At 58.1% G+C, this 15,000-nt stretch carries 16 protein-coding genes; 8 read left to right on the top strand and 8 right to left on the bottom strand.

Going from position 1 to position 15,000, the window contains the following annotated elements:
• Nucleotides 1-367 precede the first annotated feature (367 nt).
• On the bottom strand, nt 368-1,078 hold the full coding sequence (locus LOY67_RS21225; RefSeq protein WP_265064297.1) for a CTP synthase: 711 nt from the start codon (nt 1,076-1,078) through the stop codon (nt 368-370).
• Nucleotides 1,079-1,092: 14 nt separating this feature from the next.
• Here LOY67_RS21225 and LOY67_RS21220 point away from each other — a divergent pair, with 14 nt between their 5' ends.
• Together LOY67_RS21220 and LOY67_RS21215 are read left to right on the top strand one after the other, a co-directional pair.
• Nucleotides 1,093-2,040, top strand: a complete 948-nt coding sequence (locus LOY67_RS21220; RefSeq protein WP_265064296.1) for a LysR family transcriptional regulator — start codon at nt 1,093-1,095, stop codon at nt 2,038-2,040.
• Between the two features lie 92 nt (nt 2,041-2,132).
• Nucleotides 2,133-2,666 carry a DUF1003 domain-containing protein gene (locus LOY67_RS21215; RefSeq protein ID WP_265064295.1) on the top strand — a complete coding sequence of 178 codons (534 nt, stop codon included), beginning with the start codon at nt 2,133-2,135 and terminating at the stop codon, nt 2,664-2,666.
• A gap of 33 nt (nt 2,667-2,699) precedes the next feature.
• On the opposite strand, the gene LOY67_RS21210 is transcribed toward LOY67_RS21215, so the two are convergent.
• Nucleotides 2,700-3,308: a TetR/AcrR family transcriptional regulator gene (locus LOY67_RS21210; protein ID WP_265064294.1), complete on the bottom strand. Its 609-nt coding sequence runs from the start codon at nt 3,306-3,308 to the stop codon at nt 2,700-2,702.
• Between the two features lie 188 nt (nt 3,309-3,496).
• Here LOY67_RS21210 and LOY67_RS21205 point away from each other — a divergent pair, with 188 nt between their 5' ends.
• Nucleotides 3,497-4,555 (top strand): MBL fold metallo-hydrolase, encoded by a 1,059-nt coding sequence (locus tag LOY67_RS21205; protein WP_265064293.1) that lies wholly within the window; start codon nt 3,497-3,499, stop codon nt 4,553-4,555.
• A gap of 20 nt (nt 4,556-4,575) precedes the next feature.
• On the opposite strand, the gene LOY67_RS21200 is transcribed toward LOY67_RS21205, so the two are convergent.
• The gene (locus LOY67_RS21200; RefSeq protein ID WP_265064292.1) at nt 4,576-4,893 is read right to left on the bottom strand and encodes a helix-turn-helix domain-containing protein; all 318 of its coding nucleotides are present in this window, start codon (nt 4,891-4,893) and stop codon (nt 4,576-4,578) included.
• Between the two features lie 240 nt (nt 4,894-5,133).
• On the opposite strand from LOY67_RS21200, the gene LOY67_RS21195 reads away from it, so the two are divergent.
• Both LOY67_RS21195 and LOY67_RS21190 read left to right on the top strand, forming a co-directional pair.
• Nucleotides 5,134-5,499 (top strand): hypothetical protein, encoded by a 366-nt coding sequence (locus LOY67_RS21195; protein WP_265064291.1) that lies wholly within the window; start codon nt 5,134-5,136, stop codon nt 5,497-5,499.
• A gap of 16 nt (nt 5,500-5,515) precedes the next feature.
• Entirely contained in the window at nt 5,516-6,187 is a 672-nt protein-coding gene (locus LOY67_RS21190) for a DUF6933 domain-containing protein (RefSeq protein ID WP_265064290.1), read from the top strand.
• Between the two features lie 46 nt (nt 6,188-6,233).
• Here LOY67_RS21190 and LOY67_RS21185 read toward each other — a convergent pair whose 3' ends face one another.
• Nucleotides 6,234-7,223 (bottom strand): hypothetical protein, encoded by a 990-nt coding sequence (locus LOY67_RS21185; protein WP_265064289.1) that lies wholly within the window; start codon nt 7,221-7,223, stop codon nt 6,234-6,236.
• Between the two features lie 166 nt (nt 7,224-7,389).
• Between LOY67_RS21185 and LOY67_RS21180 the strand changes: the two genes are divergently transcribed.
• Both LOY67_RS21180 and LOY67_RS21175 read left to right on the top strand, forming a co-directional pair.
• Nucleotides 7,390-7,614 (top strand): type II toxin-antitoxin system Phd/YefM family antitoxin, encoded by a 225-nt coding sequence (locus tag LOY67_RS21180; protein ID WP_265064288.1) that lies wholly within the window; start codon nt 7,390-7,392, stop codon nt 7,612-7,614.
• A 99-nt stretch (nt 7,615-7,713) separates the two neighbouring features.
• Nucleotides 7,714-8,064, top strand: a complete 351-nt coding sequence (locus LOY67_RS21175) for a helix-turn-helix domain-containing protein (RefSeq protein WP_265064287.1) — start codon at nt 7,714-7,716, stop codon at nt 8,062-8,064.
• 373 nt (nt 8,065-8,437) lie between these two features.
• Here the strand turns inward: LOY67_RS21175 and LOY67_RS21170 are convergent, their stop codons facing one another.
• The 4 genes from LOY67_RS21170 to LOY67_RS21155 all read right to left on the bottom strand — a co-directional run bounded on the left by LOY67_RS21170 (nt 8,438) and on the right by LOY67_RS21155 (nt 12,171).
• Nucleotides 8,438-9,151, bottom strand: coding sequence for an HNH endonuclease (locus tag LOY67_RS21170; protein ID WP_265064286.1), 714 nt, complete (start codon nt 9,149-9,151; stop codon nt 8,438-8,440).
• 103 nt (nt 9,152-9,254) lie between these two features.
• Complete coding sequence (locus LOY67_RS21165; protein ID WP_265064285.1) at nt 9,255-9,788, bottom strand: Bro-N domain-containing protein; 534 nt, start codon at nt 9,786-9,788, stop codon at nt 9,255-9,257.
• A gap of 386 nt (nt 9,789-10,174) precedes the next feature.
• Nucleotides 10,175-11,422: a ribonucleotide-diphosphate reductase subunit beta gene (locus tag LOY67_RS21160; protein ID WP_024776511.1), complete on the bottom strand. Its 1,248-nt coding sequence runs from the start codon at nt 11,420-11,422 to the stop codon at nt 10,175-10,177.
• A gap of 485 nt (nt 11,423-11,907) precedes the next feature.
• Complete coding sequence (locus tag LOY67_RS21155) at nt 11,908-12,171, bottom strand: DUF2790 domain-containing protein (protein WP_265064284.1); 264 nt, start codon at nt 12,169-12,171, stop codon at nt 11,908-11,910.
• A 427-nt stretch (nt 12,172-12,598) separates the two neighbouring features.
• On the opposite strand from LOY67_RS21155, the gene acs reads away from it, so the two are divergent.
• Nucleotides 12,599-14,554 carry an acetate--CoA ligase gene (acs, locus tag LOY67_RS21150; protein ID WP_265064283.1) on the top strand — a complete coding sequence of 652 codons (1,956 nt, stop codon included), beginning with the start codon at nt 12,599-12,601 and terminating at the stop codon, nt 14,552-14,554.
• Nucleotides 14,555-15,000 lie beyond the last annotated feature (446 nt).

The following is a 15,000-nucleotide window of genomic DNA, read 5'->3' as shown; positions in this document are numbered from 1 at the left end:
GCTGACCCACCGCTATCGCGAGCAAGCTCGCTCCCACAGGGGATTTGTGGTGGGGCACGATTTGGCGCACAACGCCGAAAAAGTGTGGGAGCGAGCTTGCTCGCGATGGCGTCGGCACATTCAATATGGATGCAAGCTGACCCACCGCTATCGCGAGCAGGCTCGCTCCCACAGGGGATTTGTGGTGGGGCATGACTCGGGCGCATGACGCCGAAAAAGTGTGGGAGCGAGCCTGCTCGCGATGGCGGCAGTTGATTCGACATGGATGCAAGCTGACCCACCGCTATTGCGAGCAAGCTCATCTCCCACAGAGGATTTCTGTGGCGGGAATCAGGTCTGGCTCAGGGAGGTAGAATCATGGCGGCGCTCATGCCGTCTCCCTTGCGCACGCTTCGACAAAGGCCCTGACCAGCGGCGGCACACGATCTTCCAGCGCGGCGCGTTCAGGTTGGAATAGGGTCGCGACAAAGAACGGGTGATCCCGCAGTTCCACGGCCCGCAGTTCGCCGGCCGAATCCCGGGCCACGGCATGCAGATGGTCGCTCAGCAAATCCCGCTCGAACGCTGGATTCACCCCAAAGCGGCAGCGATAACCTTCGAACACTGTCCGGCGGCCATAGGCCTCGGCAATCAACGATCCCGCACCTAGCTGAAGACTGTCGATGGTTTCCACCAAGGCGCAGCTCAGCGGCGTCAACAGCGCCCGTTCTGCTTCCGGGGAGGTTTCACCGTGGGCGGCATCGGCCCAGCCCATCACGTTGCGAGCATATTCCAGCACGGCGTGCTGAAAACCGCCGCAGGTGCCCAGGAAAGGGCGACGTTGTTCGCGGGCAAAACGAATCGCCTGCAAGGCGCCGTTCTCGTTTCGGTAGGGGCTGCCCGGTACGCACCAGACGCCATCGAAGTCGGCCAGAGCGGTACCGTCGCTGATCAGATCCGTCGCCAACCATTGAAAGCTGACGCCATGGCCGGTTTGCCTGCTGGCCAGCTCAAGTGCGATGGGAATAGCCCGATGGGCCGTTATCTGCGGATCGTGGTCGCCAATCAGGGCGATGTGCAAAGGACGCTGGATTTCCATGGAGGGCTCGCCGCTTGTTGATTCCTGGTCGCCACTATAGATTGGCGTTCACGCACTCAATATTGGCGTTTATCCAAGTGTTCAATGCAGCTGCGCACTATCGTCTGGAGTATCCCGATCTCTCCCTGATCCTGGCGTTGGTCCGTGGCGGCTCGCTGGCGCGGGCTGCGCGGTTGCTGGAGGTGGATGTGTCCACGGTGTTCCGTTCGGTACGCCGGCTCGAGGCCGCCCTGGGCCAACCCTTGTTCGAAAAAAGCCGGGCCGGGTATTTGCCCACGAGCCTGGCCCAGACGCTGTCCGAACAGGCCGAGCGCGCCGAGCAGGCCTTGGAGGCGGCGCGTATCGGTGTGGAGCAGGGCGGTGAGGTCGTTACTGGTACCGTCCGCCTGACCTGCACCGACTCGGTCCTGCAAGCGTTGCTGCTGCCGGCACTGGCGCGGTTCATGCCGGCCTACCCGGCATTGATTCTTGAGTTGAGTACCTCGAACGACTTCGCCAACCTGAGTCGCCGCGATGCCGACATTGCATTGCGATTGACCCGCACGCCGCCGGAACATCTGGTCGGTCGGCACCTGGGCGATGTCGGCTACCGAGTCTGCGTCAGCCCGACCTACCTGCCGTGCGCGGATCTGGATGACTTGGTGTCCCTGACCTGGATCGCCCCGGACGACTTCCTCCCCGATCACCCCACCGTGGCCTGGCGCCGACAACACCTGCCCGGCGTGAAACCTGCCTATCGTTGCAACAGCATGCTCTCAGTCGCCGAGCTGGCACGGGCGGGTTTGGGTGTCGCAGTGTTGCCGGACTTTCTGATTGGTCAGGGCAAGGGCCTGATCCCTCTAGGCGAACCGCTGGAGGGATATGACACGGCGCTTTGGCTCCTGACACGACCAGACTGCCGGGCCTTGCGTCCGGTGGTGACATTGTTCGACGAGTTGGGGCGCCATCTGCGGCAACGCTGATGTTTCACGAGCGCAGCGTGCATGGCTGATAGATGATGATCGGCCAACGGTTATAGTGCCTTCAGCACCAGTCCCAGGCGGAGAACATCACGATGGCGACCCCTTACCAACCCACCCCCGCAGCGCCCGTTGACCACCTGCGTTTTCAGCGCCCTCATGCGCACCTGGGGCCAACCTTCGGGAATGATCGCTTTGCGCTGCGAGCGGAGGCGTTCGCGCGTTTTTTCGGCACGCCGATGTTCCTCGGCGCGCAAACCCTGATCGTGCTGATCTGGGTAGGCCTGAACCTGTCGGGCGTCGTGCATTTCGATGCCTACCCGTTCATCTTGCTCAACCTGGCGTTCAGCCTGCAGTCGGCCTACGCCGCCCCGCTGATTTTGTTGGCGCAAACCCGCCAGGCCGCTCGGGACAAAGCCCAGGCGGAAGCCGATGCGCAACATCGCGAAGCCTTGGCCATTGCCAACACCGAGCGACAGGCCCAGGCCGCGCACAATACGGCGCAGTTGCTTGAATTGTTGGAACAGAACACCCGCCTGACAGAAATGACCAAGGCCCTGACCGAGCGTATCGACAGCCTGACCACCGAAATGCACCAGAAATTTGTGAATACGCCCTCGGGGCAATGACCCTCCATACCGCGGTTCGCGGTGGTGGGGCACTCAAGCCTGATAGCGAATCAGGAACATGTCGAGGGCCGACTCGATCACCTGCAGTTGCTCCTCCAGGGTCAGGACCGGCTGCCCCATTGAGATCTGTGGCCAGAATGCGAACGTCTTGATCAAACCGTGCATTTGCTGGGCAGCAAACGCCGGCTCCACGGGCTTCAGCCGGCCATCGACCTGGGCTTCGCGGATCCAGGCGGTCAGGCCTTCCTCACGCTGGCCCATGCGCGAAACCATGTCCTGGGCCCGCTCGGGGGAATGGATGGTCGCGGCGATGGCGATACGGGCCAGATCGAGGAGGTTCTCGTCCGACAGCAACTGCAGCTTGGCTTGCAGCAACCGATGCAATTGCTCACGCAAAGGTTCCAGCGGGTTGTAGGCTATTTCTTGCTCAGCGGTGACGCTGTTCCATAGCCGATTCAGGATTTCAGCGAACAACGCTTCCTTGCTGGGAAAGTGGTTGTACACCGTACGCTTCGACACACCGGCGGTGGCCGCGATCTTGTCCATGCTGGTGATCTCGAACCCGCTGCTGCGGAATTCGCTAATCGCGGCCTGGAGGATGGCTTCGCGTTTTCGGTCGGTAAGGCGTTGCGGTGCGGTCATGGGCATTCGTCGGTTGAGAAGATTGAAATTACACTTGGTAGTTTACTTGCTCCCGGGATTCATGCAATCTAGAAACTACACCGAGTGGTGTAGTTTCACAGCTGGTGGCTGAGCGCCTACGTTGCAGCCATAAAGTTTCCCACAACGGCGAAGCGCAATTGCGACGACGCCCTTGGAGTTATCGCACCATGAGCCTGCCTGCTTCCTCGACCGACAGCGCCGCTGCCAACCCAGCTTCCCGGCACGAACAAGGGAAGTACCACAATCACGCCCACACGCCGCGAGAAGGGTTCGGCCAGATGATGCGCATTATCTGGAACATGCTTCTGCACAAGCCGCGAACCACCCGTCCTGCGGGCGCCATCACCGTTCAACCGCTGACACGCACCGAGCTGCTGGCAGCACCGAACCACAGTGTTTTCCGCCTTGGCCATTCCACCGTCCTGCTCAAGATGCGCGACAAATTCTGGCTCACCGACCCGGTTTTCTCCGAGCGTGCGTCGCCTGTGCAATGGGCCGGCCCCAAGCGTTTCCATCAGCCGCCCATCAGTCTGGAGGACCTGCCGCCGATCGAAGCGGTGATCCTCTCCCATGATCATTACGACCACCTCGACCATCAGGCCATCCTCAAGCTGGCCGCCAAGACGCAGCATTTCCTGACGCCCCTTGGCGTCGGTGACACCTTGGTCAAATGGGGCATCGAGGCCAGCAAAGTATGTCAGCTGGATTGGTGGCAAGGTACCGAAGTGGACGGCATCGAGTTCATCGCCACGCCCTCGCAGCACTTTTCCGGCCGCGGGTTGTTCGATGGCAACAGCACGCTATGGGCGTCCTGGGTGATGATCGACGGCGGCACGCGGATCTTCTTCAGCGGCGACACCGGTTATTTCGACGGTTTCAAACGCATCGGCAAGCGATACGGCCCCTTTGACCTGACGCTGATGGAAACCGGCGCCTATAACGTCGATTGGCCCCATGTCCACATGCAGCCGGAGCAAACCCTCCAGGCCCATATCGACCTCAGGGGCCGCTGGCTACTGCCGATCCACAACGGCACCTTCGACCTGGCGATGCATGCCTGGTTTGAACCCTTCGACCGCATCCTGGCCCTGGCCTGGGAGCGTAACGTGTCCATCACCACGCCGCAGATGGGCGAAGCCTTCATCCTGGCCCAGCCGCAGCGTGGCCGGGCCTGGTGGCTGGACGTGGAAGCGTCGGCCTATCAGCATCAGACTGGCGCGGCCTGATACCTGACGCAACGATCCGGCTATTCGATCATCGCGTAGTCGGCCCGCCCCATCGGATCCGGCGTGGCGCCCTTGATATTCATGCCACGCCCCGGTGCGAAGCCGGGGAAGAACACCAGGCCTTCGGCTTCAAGGCAGAACGCAAGCGCCAGGCGTGTCACATCGAGCAACTCACCTCCCGCTTCGAAGCGCCGGATGGCCTTGACCGAAACCCCGGATTGCCGGGACAACTCCTCGACACTCCAGCCCAGCATGACTCGGGCCTGTGCGCTGTGGGCAGGGGTGAATTGATAGACAGCGATGCGTTCCAGGGTGGTTTTGATTGCGAGAGAGGCCATGGGATTCTCCAAAGCAGTGGATTCAAAAATACTGTGTTTTTGTACAGTTGTTTTGAAGTCGGATCAATCTCATTTTTTTGATGGGTGACCAGCGGTCTTCTCCAACCAGGCGCTTGAGGGCTGGCCCAGCACCCGACGGAGCAGGGGGATGCGTGGGGGACGACCTGCCGGGATTCGGCTATGTTGATCTGCTAGCCTTCTGGGGCTCTCACTTGGCGTATTTTGCCCGGAGGACTCGACATGGTTATTTCCGAATCTGACTGGAAACAATTCAAGAAGCTGCGCGAAGTCGCCCTCGACCGTTTCTGTCGAGGTGTCCTCAACGACGCCACCACCATCAGCCAACATGAAGCTTTATCGACCCATGATCGATACCTGAAGCTTTACCGTATGATTCATGGCCGCGACAAAGACATGGCCGAAGCTTTTGACCATTTCAGCCGGTCAAGTGCCCCCATGTGCCTGGGCTATATGGTGAAATACGATCTGCTCACTGATGACGAGTTGTCCGTGTTCAGCGACGTCATGTTGCGTGGAATCGATTATGTGGTTCGTCGGCCTTATGTGTTGAGGTTGGACGAAGAGCCTGAGCGACGAAATAAATAGTTCACTGGAAAGAATCATGCTGGTATTCAACTGCACCGAAGACGCGAGCAAATTCTTCAGTCGCGTGCATAAGGGCAAAAAAGTCACACCGGTTGAAAAACCACCTTTGGCTACTCAGGAATACGATTCAACGGATGGCCTGCCATGCGAGGAATGGCTGGTCCATGCCACAACCATTTACCGAAAGCATGTGCTGTTCGTCATGCACGTCAAGACGCGCTACTGCATGGTGTTTCCAGAGGCGAGGAAAGCTGATCTTCCAGGTTTCCTACAGCGTCTCCTGGGCCGTTGGGTCCACGGCATGATGCAAGATGCGACGCGTAGCGGTGCGCTGGAGTATTTCAAACTCGCATCCGAATTCGAACGTCTACAGGCCGGTGACAGCCAATATCATTTCTACAAACGCGGTAATCGTAGCGTTCAAGGGCATCTCAATGAAGTCGTCTGGATGTTTACAAATCTAGCCATGGAAGAAGGCCTGCCTCCGGATGAAGCCTCTGTTCTCGGATGGGATCAATGGGTCAACGGTATGCTGAAAAGTGTCAAAGGCTCTGGGGGCTACCTCAGGCCGAGCGAGCTAATGTTAGTGCACTGGCTCCAGCAGTATTGTGGTGTCGGCGAAGCAGAGGTAGCGGCGGTCCTTGAGCGACACAAGAACATGAGGCGCAACAGTGGGGTTTTCCAGTGACAGCTCTTATGCCCAGCTAACAAGTGACCGCAGCTATTGAACCGGATCACCCGGCATCCAACCCCGGCGCTTCACGAATAATGAAGTGCTCCAGGTTCTCGATGTTTACGCTGAATACCCCGAACGTCTGTTCGGGGTTTTTCTTGCTCGGCACTTGCTTGAGTTCCGGCGTCACACCATAAAAGAAACAATACAAATCTCGCCCGCTCTCGGCGGCCTGCTTGATCTCTTCGAGAAATGCCTTGCGCTTGCGGTAGCTGTCGATCAGCTTCTTGCTCAGGTAAACGTTGACCGAATAAGGCTTCTTCTTCGCCTCGCCCGGTAGCTTGACCCAGACCTTTTGCTCGAAGTCGACGCGAAAACTGGCACTGTGATAATCCTCGATCTTCTTGATCTTGCCCCAGTAGATCAGCCCCTTGTTATCTAGCAGGTATTCGATCTTCTTGAAGAACGATGCATAGGGCGCCGTGTGCTCGCCAATCTTCAGCGACATGCGCTTGAGCAGGTCCTTGTCCGCGAAGTTCGACACAAAGCACTCCACCGGATGGGCGAAGACACTGGTCTTGTCCGGCGCTGAATCACGGCTCGGGTGCTCGACTTTATTGTCGGCTGAAGGCACTCGCGCCTCGCGCATCACGTCCGCCGCCGCCACCGGGCTGGACGGCTTGCGCACATACTCGCGCCGGGTCAGCAATAACTCCGAAGGGAAGTGTTCCTCTCGACCATCATCCGACTCCGCAGCATCCGCCTCCAGGCCGGTAGCCGGAGTTTTCAGACTGGTATAAGGACAACCCTCGACATGCCGCGTGCTGGGAATGTTCTTGAAGTGCGGCGTGCGCACGTAATTCACATTCTTGGCATTGAACGTCCCCAACACATTCGCCGCATCGAACGCCGCCCGACAGGCATCGTTGGGGCACTGGAAATGTTCCTTCGCGGAATCGAAGTCCATCGTTTCGTCAAAATTCAGATCGCGCACGTCATAGATCGACAGCTTGTCGTCGAGGCTGCGGCAGTAGGCGAGGTCGAATTTCATGACGGGCTCGGGTCCGTGAGTGGGGGAGGGTATTAATAGCGGGTGGTGGGGCGGGTTGCACTGAATGTTTTTAATGCGGCGCAAAAAACGTCAGGCGGTCAACCCGAGCATGCCTATCGAAAATATTCTGCTCAGGTTAACTTGGCTAATCCGATGGAGGTGTTAGATGAGTGAGCGGGTGCAAGTGAACATGCACGAGGCAAAGTCCATGCTCTCCCAACTGGCTGAGCGTGCATGGCGTGGCGACAAGGTGGTGATCACCAAGGGCGGCAAGCCTTATTTGGACCTGCTGCCTCATGTCGATTCATCTCGGGTGCGCAAACCTGGGCGGTTGAAGGGGAAGATTTGGATATCTACTGATTTTGACCACCCTACCGAAGATATATGGTAGTCGGTATTATAATGCCGGATATGAGTGCGAATGCTCAGGTAACCGGAATTATATTGCTGGGAATGGGTGACTGTTGCTTATGGTTGAACGAGAATTTCGATGAATGAGAACCCTGGCGAACGGCGCAAGATGCTCATTGAAGACATCGCGACTCAGCATGCAATGGGGAACGAAACCCTCGGAACCGCTGTTCGCCGGCTAAGGCTCGAGGTAACCGGTCTGGACCAGGACACCTTTGCGCTGATGTGCAAGATGTCGACGAAAGCGCTGTACCAGATTGAGAAGGACAAGGGCAATCCGACCCTAAGCACCATCGAATCCATCTTGCGGAAATTCGGTCTTCGCCTGGGACTGACCGCAGCGCTCCAAACCATTTATGCGCCGCCGCCTAAACCGCACAAGCCCGCCGCTAACGCGCCGATTCGTGGGGCTAAGCCTCGGCGCAAGTAGGCGGGTTGAGCTCCGCAGAGTGGCTGCTCTGCGAGCCAATTGAGCGGCTAAGGATGGCGACAAGGGCTCAACCGGATGAGTAAAGGCCCCTTCCTCATCTACTAGCCAGGTTTACTCAATCTGAGCAGGCGGGATTTCAACAGGCTCCTCACCAATGCAGGCCTCGTCGAACTCGCCCATGGTGACCTCGTCGATAGCGCCGATCTTCAGCAGCGCTTCAGCCGAGCTGTGAATCGACTCGAAGCCGCACTTTTAAACTCGTTAGCCATTAAATATCTCCAGTAGAAGTTGGACTGGAGCCTTGCTCCATCCCCGTGGCGAGGGAGCCCAGCTCCCGCTGGGCTGCGAAGCAGACCCGCTTAACTAAATGTCGTCACTCAACAACCAGCCGCCCAACCCTCTCATACAACGACAAGGTGAACGCCTCTCGATCACTGGCAAGGTGACACCGCCGATGGCAGTTCGGACACAACGCAACGGCATTAGTAATACTGTCCGACCCTTGCTGCGCCAAATGCTTCACATGATGCACCTCAAGAAACGGCAACCCATCCACCTCGAACGGTGCCTTCTGGCCGCAACCTTCGCAAACACCTTTTGCCAACTCTGCAACCCACGCCCGAACTTTCGGATCCCGAACGTAAGCCGTCGTAGTCATACTGACCTGCGCCGGATTGGGATTCCCTGATGGTTCGACCTTGAGTCCATTCTTTTGCAACTTCGAGGCTCGGCTGATCAAGGTTCGCTGATCAGATGTCGGAGCAACTTCATCTGCGTCGGGCATCACCTTGTTGGCAAGCACCTTACGAATTCGCTGAGCTACACCCGCGCCAATGTTCTTAGCGGGCATGTAGCCGCTGATGCGCTGCATACCCATCTGTTCCAACACCGCCGAGATATTTTGCATGCGGTATTCCACCGATGAGGCACTGCGCTTGTTCAGCGGTCCATCACGCAAAAGCTGGTTCTCAACCGACTTCTTGAATGTCTGGCCGCTTAACTCGCGGGCGAGCATCGTCAAGTACGCATCGACCGACGCCTCAAGCTCATCATCGCTCCAGCCACTTTTTTCAGTTGGTGTGTCCATACAGCCGCCGAGGGTTGAAAACCCTCGGACGATACTGACTGGCCTTTACCCCTGTCTACGAAAATTCCTACAGAAAAAGGCAGAGCCTTCTCTCGGAATGCTCCTAGGAAACCGAATGCCCAGACACATGAAATACCTCAAGCAATCTACGCCACCACGGCTTGATCGACCTCGCCCGGCCACGCGTCCGGTTGAGCAACAGACAGGGCATGTCCCGAAGCCGAATCCAGCCGTCGTTTTGCCAATGCAGCAGAATCATGGACATCTCCGGCCAATCCAAAACACTCAGCATGGGCCGGTCGGTATCGCTTGGTGCCTGCGCGTCTCGCATTGCCGGTACCACTTGGTGCGTCAGCCACTCGCGTAACAAGCGATTTCCCGGTGCGTAGTGGTAAACCAGTAGTGCATAGACGCCGGATTCGCTGAGCATCAGCCGTTTTTCAGGCTGGCCGTGGTAACGGATTAACAGAACGTGTCGCTGGTCCTCGTCCAGTTTGCTGACCATGCGGTCGTTTAGATGCACACCCATCAACCGCCCTAGGTCGCGAGCACAGAACCAAGGTTGGTTTTCCAGGAGGAGGGCGTGAAGGTGGCGGTTGTGGTGGGTGAAAACCGACGGGATGTAGGCTTCATGCATGATCGATCTCCGAGGTACGCGGAGAACAGGATGGTTTCTTTATGAGCATAACGACCTCTACGTATGAAGTTAGCGGCGCGAGCCCGACGTAGAGGATGTAAGAAAAATCCCAACAAGCTGTTGCTCTGCACAGAATGCATAGGTCCTTAGACCGTACGCGGTTCTCTGTTCGGCGATTAGCTACTACGTTGGGCGTTTCTTAGGCACCTGCGACAAAGAGTAGATAACGAGGCGATACGGCGTCAATGCGGAACGATTCTGAGTCTTTCGTAGGGTAAAGGTGGTGAGCCTGCTCCAGAGTTAAACGCGGTTCTGGTTCCGCAGAATGCAAAAAACCCCGTTTTCACGGGGTTTTTAATAAAGCGTTAGCTGACAGGCTTAGCTTATCAATCCCAGCTCAAAGCCCCACCCGTCTGATACTCAATCACTCGCGTCTCAAAGAAGTTCTTCTCCTTCTTCAAGTCCATGATCTCGCTCATCCAAGGGAACGGGTTGGTCGTCCCTGGGTATTCCTCTTTCAAGCCAATCTGCGACAACCGACGGTTAGCAATGAACTTGAGGTAATCCTCCATCATCGCCGCATTCATCCCCAACACCCCGCGAGGCATGGTGTCACGCGCATATTCGATCTCCAACTGAGTCCCTTGCAGGATCATCTGGGTCGCTTCTTCCTTCATCTCGGCATCCCACAAATGTGGGTTTTCGATCTTGATCTGGTTGATCACGTCGATGCCGAAGTTCAGGTGCATGGATTCGTCGCGCAGGATGTACTGGAACTGCTCGGCGACGCCGGTCATTTTGTTGCGACGGCCCATGGAGAGGATCTGGGTGAAGCCGCAGTAGAAGAAGATGCCTTCCAGGACGCAGTAGTAGGCGATCAGGTTGCGCAGCAGCTCTTTGTCGGTTTCCGGGGTGCCGGTTTCGAACTTCGGATCGGAGATCGAACGGGTGTACTTCAGGCCCCAGGCGGCTTTCTTCGCGACCGATGGGATCTCGTGGTACATGTTGAAGATTTCGCCTTCATCCATGGCCAGGGATTCGATGCAGTACTGGTAGGCGTGGGTATGGATCGCCTCTTCGAAGGCCTGGCGCAGGATGTACTGGCGGCACTCCGGGTTGGTGATCAGGCGGTACACGGCCAGGACCAGGTTGTTGGCAACCAGGGAGTCGGCGGTGGAGAAGAAGCCCAGGTTGCGCATCACGATGCGGCGCTCGTCGTCGGTCAGGCCTTCCGGGTTTTTCCAGAGGGCGATGTCGGCGGTCATGTTGACTTCTTGCGGCATCCAGTGGTTTGCGCAGCCGTCCAGGTACTTCTGCCAGGCCCAGTCGTATTTGAACGGCACGAGCTGGTTGAGGTCGGCGCGGCAGTTGATCATGCGCTTTTCATCGACGGCGACACGGGCGGAGGCGCCTTCGAGTTCGGCGAGGCCTTCGGCGACGTCGAGTTTGTCGAGGGCGGCTTTGGCGCGAATGATCGCGGCCGAGTCGCTGGCCGTCACGGCGCGGGCTTCGAGCGCGGCGGCACCGCCGGCGCTGTCGAGGCGGTCCATGTTGGCTTCAGAAGCGTGGCCGGCGTTGGCGCCTTTTACAGCGACTTCGCCGTCTTCTTTGTCGAATTCGTCCCAGCTCAGCATGACGTGTCGTCTCCTGCGTGAGGGCCAGAAGCCGGTGAAGGCCTGCTGGCGGCGGTGGATCTTGGAAAATCGTTTGTTGCAGCTGACGCAGGCAATAAACAGAAAAATGTACGGGTCGTGCTGAAGCGGCTGTGAACGCGAACAGGCGAGGGGCCTTTGCGTGGGCTTCAGGCTGGCTTGATCCCCTGTAAGGGAATATTGCAGGCCCGTTTAAGGCGGCATTATAAGGACTTTTTTGCCTACGTGGTGCGGCGAAATCGCCCACGGAGGGTGCGGTGAGGGGCGTATCCGCGTTGGAGCGAGGGTTTACAAGGCTTTGGCGGTTATAGATTTTTTTTGCATGAATCGGCTGGCGGGATTTTTTGATCAAAAAACGAGCTGTTTTTGCGTTTTTACACTACATGTTGTGTTTGGGGAGGGTTTTCGACGCCGTCAGACACAACCAGGCCCGATCGGAATCGGGCCCTGAAAAATACCGGTATTGATCAGCCGTTGGAGCAGCCATTGCCCATGAGGCTGTAGCGCAGGATGTGGCGTTGGCCTTTGGAGTCTTCGTATTCCATCTTCGCCGGGACGACTGCGCAGACGTTCGGGACTGTGCTCATGGAGATGACTTTGGCGATGTCCAGGTGGGTGGAGTAGGTGTATTGCTCAATGGCCGGTTTCTGCTGGGCGACATCGGTCGGGGCCTCGTCAGCCATTGCTGTTGCGCAGAGGCTGCCGAGGACCAGAACCCATAAAGCTTTCATTTGATTTCACCTTTTTTGAGGTCGAGTGGGGTCACGCAACCTTTTTGGGGGTGCGTGTGGAGCAGGTTTGGGAAGTTGGATTAACGGCCTTCGTGGGGGCTTGTTGCGTTAATCGTGTTTGCCGGTTGGCGGGGTGGATTCTAGGGAGTGGGGGTGGATGCAAACAGACCGGGTTTTGATAAAGACTTTTGGTTGATTTGGTAATAATCGCCAGGAACTGAGGACTGTCTGTTGGATATGTTCTGGATTGACTGGCGTCATCGCGAGCAGGCTCGCTCCCACAGGGGGATGGCGGTAATAGTGGTCGTGCACGCTAGTACCGACATTTTGTAGGGGCTTGTTACTACCATCGTCGAATGGTTCCATAGGCCCGCCCCGGGCTACAACGGGACCATACAAAAACAACTATGTCACCGAGGTAAGAAACATGAGTGCGGCTTCTCTGTATCCCGTTCGTCCCGAGGTAGCAGCCAGTACGCTGACTGACGAGGCGACCTACAAGGCCATGTATCAACAGTCGGTGGTCAACCCGGATGGCTTCTGGCGCGAGCAGGCCAAGCGCCTGGACTGGATCAAGCCGTTCACCACGGTGAAGCAGACCTCCTTCGACGATCATCATGTCGATATCAAGTGGTTTGCCGACGGCACCTTGAACGTTTCCTACAACTGCCTCGATCGTCACCTGGCCGAGCGTGGCGATCAGGTCGCGATCATCTGGGAGGGCGATGACCCGGCCGAGAGTCGCAAGATCACTTATCGCGAACTGCATGAAGAAGTCTGCAAGTTCGCCAACGCCCTGCGCGGCCAGGACGTGCACCGCGGTGACGTGGTGACGATCTATATGCCGATGATCCCCGAAGCCGTGGTCGCCATGCTGGCCTGTACCCGGATCGGTGCGATTCACTCGGTGGTGTTCGGAGGCTTCTCGCCTGAAGCACTGGCCGGTCGCATCATCGACTGCAAATCCAAAGTGGTGATCACCGCCGATGAAGGCCTGCGTGCCGGCAAGAAGATCCCGCTCAAGGCCAACGTCGATGACGCGCTGACCAACCCGGAAACCAGCAGCATCCAGAAAGTCATCGTGTGCAAGCGCACGGCGGGCAACATCAAGTGGAACCAGCACCGCGACATCTGGTACGAAGACCTGATGAAAGTCGCCGGCACCGTTTGCGCGCCGAAGGAAATGGGCGCCGAAGAAGCGCTGTTCATCCTCTACACCTCCGGTTCTACCGGCAAGCCCAAGGGCGTGCAACACACCACGGCCGGCTACCTGCTGTATGCGGCCATGACCCATGAGCGGGTGTTCGACTACAAGCCGGGTGAGATCTACTGGTGCACCGCTGACGTCGGCTGGGTCACCGGCCACAGCTACATCGTCTATGGTCCGCTGGCGAACGGCGCGACCACGCTGTTGTTCGAAGGCGTGCCGAACTACCCGGACATCACCCGCGTGTCCCAGGTCATCGACAAGCACAAGGTCAATATCCTCTACACCGCGCCGACCGCTATCCGCGCGATGATGGCCTCGGGCACCGCCGCCGTCGAAGGCGCCGATGGCAGCAGCCTGCGCCTGCTGGGTTCGGTGGGTGAGCCGATCAACCCGGAAGCCTGGGACTGGTACTACAAGAACGTCGGCAAGGAACGTTGCCCGATCGTCGACACCTGGTGGCAGACCGAAACCGGTGGCGTGCTGATCAGCCCGTTGCCAGGTGCGACAGCGTTGAAGCCGGGTTCGGCCACGCGTCCGTTCTTCGGCGTGGTGCCGGCACTGGTGGACAACCTCGGCAACCTGATCGAAGGCGCGGCCGAAGGCAACCTGGTGATCCTCGATTCGTGGCCAGGCCAGGCACGGACGCTGTACGGCGACCATGACCGTTTCGTCGACACCTACTTCAAGACTTTCAGCGGCATGTACTTCACCGGTGACGGCGCCCGTCGCGACGAGGATGGCTACTACTGGATCACCGGTCGGGTGGATGACGTGCTCAACGTGTCCGGTCACCGCATGGGCACGGCCGAGATCGAAAGCGCCATGGTCGCCCACCCGAAAGTCGCCGAAGCGGCGGTGGTCGGTGTGCCGCATGACATCAAGGGGCAGGGCATCTATGTCTACGTCACCCTCAATGCCGGCGAAGAAACCAGCGAAGCGTTGCGTCTGGAGCTGAAGAACTGGGTGCGCAAGGAGATCGGTCCGATTGCTTCGCCGGATGTCATCCAGTGGGCACCGGGCCTGCCGAAGACCCGCTCCGGCAAGATCATGCGCCGCATCCTGCGCAAGATCGCCACGGCGGAGTACGACGGATTGGGTGATATCTCTACCTTGGCCGATCCGGGTGTGGTGGCGCATCTGATCGAGACGCACAAGACCATGAACGTCGCCTGACGACGGTTTGTGATCCCTGAAAGCCCCGCCGGTAATTGCCGGGCGGGGCTTTTTTGTATGTGGCGCATTCCCGTGTGGTGAGGATGCTTCTGTGGCGAGGGGATTTATCCCCGCTGGGGCGCGAAGCGGCCCTAAACCCTGACACCTCGGTGTGCCAGACAGATTGAGTCAACTGTCTTGGGGCTGCTGCGCAGCCCAGCGGGGATAAATCCCCTCGCCACAGGGTTTGTGTGCGCCTCATGGTGGCTGCGAATAAATATCGACGTTCAGCGTCAGACCCTTCTGGGCGTTACCGATGTTTCGAAATGTGTAACCAAAGGCACCCTACCGAGGCGATGGGAAACGCCGAGCCCTGTTTCATCGCGTTCGCAGCTTCTCGATAAAATAAGCCGACACGCTGTGCTTGCCGGATTAGAAGGGTTTGCGAATAATGGGCCCGCAATTTG

The organism is Pseudomonas sp. B21-056 (assembly GCF_026016325.1).
In the GTDB taxonomy this organism is placed as follows: domain Bacteria; phylum Pseudomonadota; class Gammaproteobacteria; order Pseudomonadales; family Pseudomonadaceae; genus Aquipseudomonas.
Note: the sequence above shows the minus strand (reverse complement) of the source record. Positions and strands in the feature narration are given on the sequence as shown.

Coding starts and splice junctions, on each gene's coding strand:
- LOY67_RS21225 (WP_265064297.1), bottom strand. CDS start 1,078: ATGGAAATCCAGCGTCCTTTGCACATCGCCCTGATTGGCGACCACGAT.
- LOY67_RS21215 (WP_265064295.1), top strand. CDS start 2,133: ATGGCGACCCCTTACCAACCCACCCCCGCAGCGCCCGTTGACCACCTG.
- LOY67_RS21210 (WP_265064294.1), bottom strand. CDS start 3,308: ATGACCGCACCGCAACGCCTTACCGACCGAAAACGCGAAGCCATCCTC.
- LOY67_RS21205 (WP_265064293.1), top strand. CDS start 3,497: ATGAGCCTGCCTGCTTCCTCGACCGACAGCGCCGCTGCCAACCCAGCT.
- LOY67_RS21200 (WP_265064292.1), bottom strand. CDS start 4,893: ATGGCCTCTCTCGCAATCAAAACCACCCTGGAACGCATCGCTGTCTAT.
- LOY67_RS21195 (WP_265064291.1), top strand. CDS start 5,134: ATGGTTATTTCCGAATCTGACTGGAAACAATTCAAGAAGCTGCGCGAA.
- LOY67_RS21190 (WP_265064290.1), top strand. CDS start 5,516: ATGCTGGTATTCAACTGCACCGAAGACGCGAGCAAATTCTTCAGTCGC.
- LOY67_RS21185 (WP_265064289.1), bottom strand. CDS start 7,223: ATGAAATTCGACCTCGCCTACTGCCGCAGCCTCGACGACAAGCTGTCG.
- LOY67_RS21180 (WP_265064288.1), top strand. CDS start 7,390: ATGAGTGAGCGGGTGCAAGTGAACATGCACGAGGCAAAGTCCATGCTC.
- LOY67_RS21175 (WP_265064287.1), top strand. CDS start 7,714: ATGAATGAGAACCCTGGCGAACGGCGCAAGATGCTCATTGAAGACATC.
- LOY67_RS21170 (WP_265064286.1), bottom strand. CDS start 9,151: ATGGACACACCAACTGAAAAAAGTGGCTGGAGCGATGATGAGCTTGAG.
- LOY67_RS21165 (WP_265064285.1), bottom strand. CDS start 9,788: ATGCATGAAGCCTACATCCCGTCGGTTTTCACCCACCACAACCGCCAC.
- LOY67_RS21160 (WP_024776511.1), bottom strand. CDS start 11,422: ATGCTGAGCTGGGACGAATTCGACAAAGAAGACGGCGAAGTCGCTGTA.
- LOY67_RS21155 (WP_265064284.1), bottom strand. CDS start 12,171: ATGAAAGCTTTATGGGTTCTGGTCCTCGGCAGCCTCTGCGCAACAGCA.
- acs (WP_265064283.1), top strand. CDS start 12,599: ATGAGTGCGGCTTCTCTGTATCCCGTTCGTCCCGAGGTAGCAGCCAGT.